The following is a 4650-nucleotide window of genomic DNA, read 5'->3' as shown; positions in this document are numbered from 1 at the left end:
CCTTTTCGGTCAAGCCCTCGACCTATTAGTATCAGTCCGCTTAACATGTCACCATGCTTACACTCCTGACCTATCTACCTTATCGTCTTTAAGGGGTCTTACTTGCTTGCGCAATGGGAAATCTCATCTTGAAGTGGGTTTCACACTTAGATGCCTTCAGCGTTTATCCCTTCCGCATTTAGCTACCCAGCTATGCCACTGGCGTGACAACTGGTCCACCATTGATGCGTCCATCCCGGTCCTCTCGTACTGAGGACAGCTCTTCTCAAATTTCCTGCGCCCACGACAGATAGGGACCGAACTGTCTCACGACGTTCTGAACCCAGCTCGCGTACCGCTTTAATGGGCGAACAGCCCAACCCTTGGAACCGACTTCAGCTCCAGGATGCGATGAGCCGACATCGAGGTGCCAAACCTCCCCGTCGATGTGAACTCTTGGGGGAGATCAGCCTGTTATCCCCAGGGTAGCTTTTATCCGTTGAGCGACGGCCTTTCCATTCAGCACCGCCGGATCACTAAGCCCGACTTTCGTCCCTGCTCGACTTGTAGGTCTCGCAGTCAAACACCCTTTTGCCTTTGCACTCTGCGCTTGGTTTCCATCCAAGCTGAGGGTATCTTTGGGCGCCTCCGTTACTCTTTGGGAGGCGACCGCCCCAGTCAAACTGCCCGACTGACACTGTCCCGTCAACGGCTCTACGTCGTCCGGTTAGAAATCCAATACAACAGGGGTAGTATCCCAACAGCGGCTCCTTGAATACTGGCGTATCCATCTCTTTGCCTCCTACCTATCCTGTACATGCTGCATCAAATCCCAATATCAACCTGCAGTGAAGCTCCATGGGGTCTTTCCGTCTAGTCGCGGGTAACCTGCATCTTCACAGGTACTAAGACTTCACCGAGTCTACAGCTGAGACAGCGCCCAAATCGTTACGCCTTTCGTGCGGGTCAGAACTTACCTGACAAGGAATTTCGCTACCTTAGGACCGTTATAGTTACGGCCGCCGTTTACTGGGGCTTCAGTTCAGGGCTTCACTTGCGTTAACCCCTCCCCTTAACCTTCCAGCACCGGGCAGGCGTCACCCCCTATACTTCGCCTTGCGGCTTAGCAGAGAGCTGTGTTTTTGGTAAACAGTCGCTTGGGCCGTTTCACTGCGGCTCATATCTCTATGAGCACTCCTTCTCCCTAAGTTACGGAGTCATTTTGCAGAGTTCCTTAGCTATAGTTCTCTCGCTCACCTTAGGATTCTCTCCTCACCCATGTGTGTCCATTTTCGGTACGGGCCATATATACTTAACGTTAGAAACTTTTCTTGGAAGTTCCTCCACTGCCTTCCGTACTCGCCGTAGCTTTCCGTACGCTTCACGCCTTCTCGTTTCGGATGGTGGATTTGCCTGCCATCCCGATATCTCGCTTGCACCAGCTCTTCCAGCCGCTGGCTGCAGCTTCCTCTCTCCGTCATTCCTTCACATATATACGGGTACAGGAATCTCTACCTGTTGTCCATCGACTACGCCTTTCGGCCTCGCCTTAGGTCCCGACTTACCCAGAGCGGACGAACCTTCCTCTGGAAACCTTGGGTTTTCGGTGCGTGGGATTCTCACCCACGTTCCGCTACTCACACCGGCATTCTCTCTTCCATGATCTCCACACGTCCTTTCGGTCGTACTTCTCCGTTCATGGAACGCTCCCCTACCATCCCTTGGGATCCATAGCTTCGGTAGTATGCTTAGCCCCGGTAAATTATCGGCGCAGAGTCATTCGACTAGTGAGCTGTTACGCACTCTTTAAAGGATGGCTGCTTCTGAGCCAACCTCCTAGTTGTCTGTACATCTCCACATCCTTTTCCACTTAGCATACATTTTGGGACCTTAGCTGATGGTCTGGGCTGTTTCCCTCTTGACAACGGACCTTATCACCCGCTGTCTGACTGCCGAGCATGTTGGCGTGACATTCGCAGTTTGATTATGCTCAGTACCCCGAGATGGGGCCATCACATATTCAGTGCTCTACCTTCACGCAACTCTTCTCTCGACGCTAGCCCTAAAGCTATTTCGGGGAGAACCAGCTATCTCCGGGTTCGATTGGAATTTCACCCCTAGCCACAACTCATCCGCCAACGTTTCAACGGGGGTCGGTTCGGTCCTCCATCGGGTTTTACCCCAACTTCAACCTGGTCATGGCTAGATCACCCGGTTTCGGGTCTACTGCATGCAACTCGCGCCCTCTTAAGACTCGCTTTCGCTTCGGCTCCGCATATCCTGCTTAACCTCGCTCCATACAGTAACTCGCCGGTTCATTCTACAAAAGGCACGCCATCACCCTTTAACGGGCTCTGACTTCTTGTAGGCATATGGTTTCAGGTTCTCTTTCACTCCCCTCCCGGGGTTCTTTTCACCTTTCCCTCACGGTACTGGTTCACTATCGGTCACTCTCTCGTATTTAGCCTTGCCGGATGGTCCCGGCTGATTCAGACAGGATTTCTCGTGTCCCGCCCTACTCAGGTGTCATCTCTCTCCAGTCTCTCATTTCGAGTACGGGGCTCTCACCCTCTCTCGCTCACCTTCCCATGTGATTCCTCTATGATCCTCTGTTTGATTTATCGATGATCCTACTACCCCGATCCTCAGATCGGTTTGGGCTCTTTCCCTTTCGCTCGCCGCTACTCAGAAAATCATTCTTATTTTCTCTTCCTGCAGGTACTTAGATGTTTCAGTTCCCTGCGTCTCGCCTCATCATGTCTATGTATTCGACATGTGATACACGGATATGACTCCGTGTGGGTTCCCCCATTCGGATATCGACGGCTCTTCACGTGCTTACCGCTCACCGTCGCATTTCGCTGTTTGCTGCGTCCTTCTTCGCCGGAGTGTGCCTAGGCATTCCCCATACGCCCTTTCTTGCTTTACCTTCTAGGTTTGCTTGCTTGAACTTTTTTTCGTTTACACTTGCTGTAAAATCTTAGTTACTTTCGACTTTTCGTACTAGACCTTATTTTTTCTTTAATGTCTAATCTCTTCTTTATCGTTTTCGCAATTTTTTTACTACTATCCAGTTTTCAATGTCCTCTTGAATGTCATGGACATTCAAAACCAAACAAGAAAGCACAACTTTCTCTCCCTAGAAAGGAGGTGATCCATCCCCACGTTCCCGTAGGGATACCTTGTTACGACTTCACCCCAATCATCAGTCCCACCTTAGACAGCTCCTTCCTTGCGGTTAGGCCACCGGCTTCGGGTGTTACCGACTCTCATGGTGTGACGGGCGGTGTGTACAAGGCCCGAGAACGTATTCACCGCGACATGCTGATTCGCGATTACTAGCGATTCCATCTTCGTGCAGTCGAGTTGCAGACTGCAGTCCGAACTGAGAACAGTTTTATGGGTTTCGCTCCACCTCGCGGCTTCGCTTCCCTCTGCTCTGTCCATTGTAGCACGTGTGTAGCCCAGGTCATAAGGGGCATGATGATTTGACGTCATCCCCGCCTTCCTCCGGCTTGTCACCGGCAGTCTCGCCAGAGTCCCCAACTTAATGCTGGCAACTGGCAACAGGGGTTGCGCTCGTTGCGGGACTTAACCCAACATCTCACGACACGAGCTGACGACAACCATGCACCACCTGTCTTCTCTATAGCTATCTCTCCATCTCTGGAGCCTTTAGATCGATGTCAAGACCTGGTAAGGTTCTTCGCGTTGCTTCGAATTAAACCACATGCTCCACCGCTTGTGCGGGCCCCCGTCAATTCCTTTGAGTTTCATTCTTGCGAACGTACTACTCAGGCGGAGTACTTATTGCGTTAACTGCAGCACTGAGATTTGACTCCCAACACTTAGTACTCATCGTTTACGGCGTGGACTACTAGGGTATCTAATCCTATTTGCTCCCCACGCTTTCGGGACTGAGCGTCAGTTATGCGCCAGATCGTCGCCTTCGCCACTGGTGTTCCTCCATATATCTACGCATTTCACCGCTACACATGGAATTCCACGATCCTCTCACACACTCTAGCTCTACGGTTTCCATGGCTTACCGAAGTTAAGCTTCGATCTTTCACCACAGACCCTTAGTGCCGCCTGCTCCCTCTTTACGCCCAATAATTCCGGATAACGCTCGCCACCTACGTATTACCGCGGCTGCTGGCACGTAGTTAGCCGTGGCTTTCTTATAGAGTACCGTCACTTGGATATCATTCCCTATATCCACCGTTCTTCCTCTATGACAGAAGTTTACATAACGAATTACTTCTTCCTTCACGCGGCGTTGCTCGGTCTACGCATCGTCGCCTTGGTAGGCCGTTACCCTACCAACCAGCTAATGCGCCATAAGTCCATCATCTACCAGTCCCGTAGCACTTTTCATATAGAGTTCATGCGATCTCTACACCTATGCGGTCTTAGCTGACGTTTCCATCAGTTATCCCCCTGTAGATGCCAGGTTACTTATGTATTACTCACCCGTTCGCCACTCTTCACCGAAGTGAAGCGTTCGACTTGCATGTATTAGGCACGCCGCCAGCGTTCATCCTGAGCCAGGATCAAACTCTCCATTGTCTTATTTCTTTCAGACAACTTTGGTCTGTTTAGCTCTTTTTTATTTCTTTAACTTAATTGACGTTGTGTTTTATTCTTTCCTGTTCAGTTTTCAATGTCCTC

At 50.8% G+C, this 4650-nt stretch carries 2 rRNA genes; both read right to left on the bottom strand.

The features are described 5' to 3' along the window. Nucleotides 1-5: 5 nt before the first annotated feature. Nucleotides 6-2908, bottom strand: a 23S ribosomal RNA gene (locus C7U54_RS14325). Between the two features lie 214 nt (nt 2909-3122). Further along, nucleotides 3123-4548: ribosomal RNA gene (locus tag C7U54_RS14320) — 16S ribosomal RNA — on the bottom strand. Together the 16S and 23S rRNA genes form the textbook arrangement of a ribosomal RNA operon. Nucleotides 4549-4650 lie beyond the last annotated feature (102 nt).

The sequence above is a fragment of the Faecalibacillus intestinalis genome, assembly GCF_003024685.1.
Taxonomy (GTDB): domain Bacteria; phylum Bacillota_I; class Bacilli_A; order Erysipelotrichales; family Coprobacillaceae; genus Faecalibacillus; species Faecalibacillus intestinalis.
Note: the sequence above shows the minus strand (reverse complement) of the source record. Positions and strands in the feature narration are given on the sequence as shown.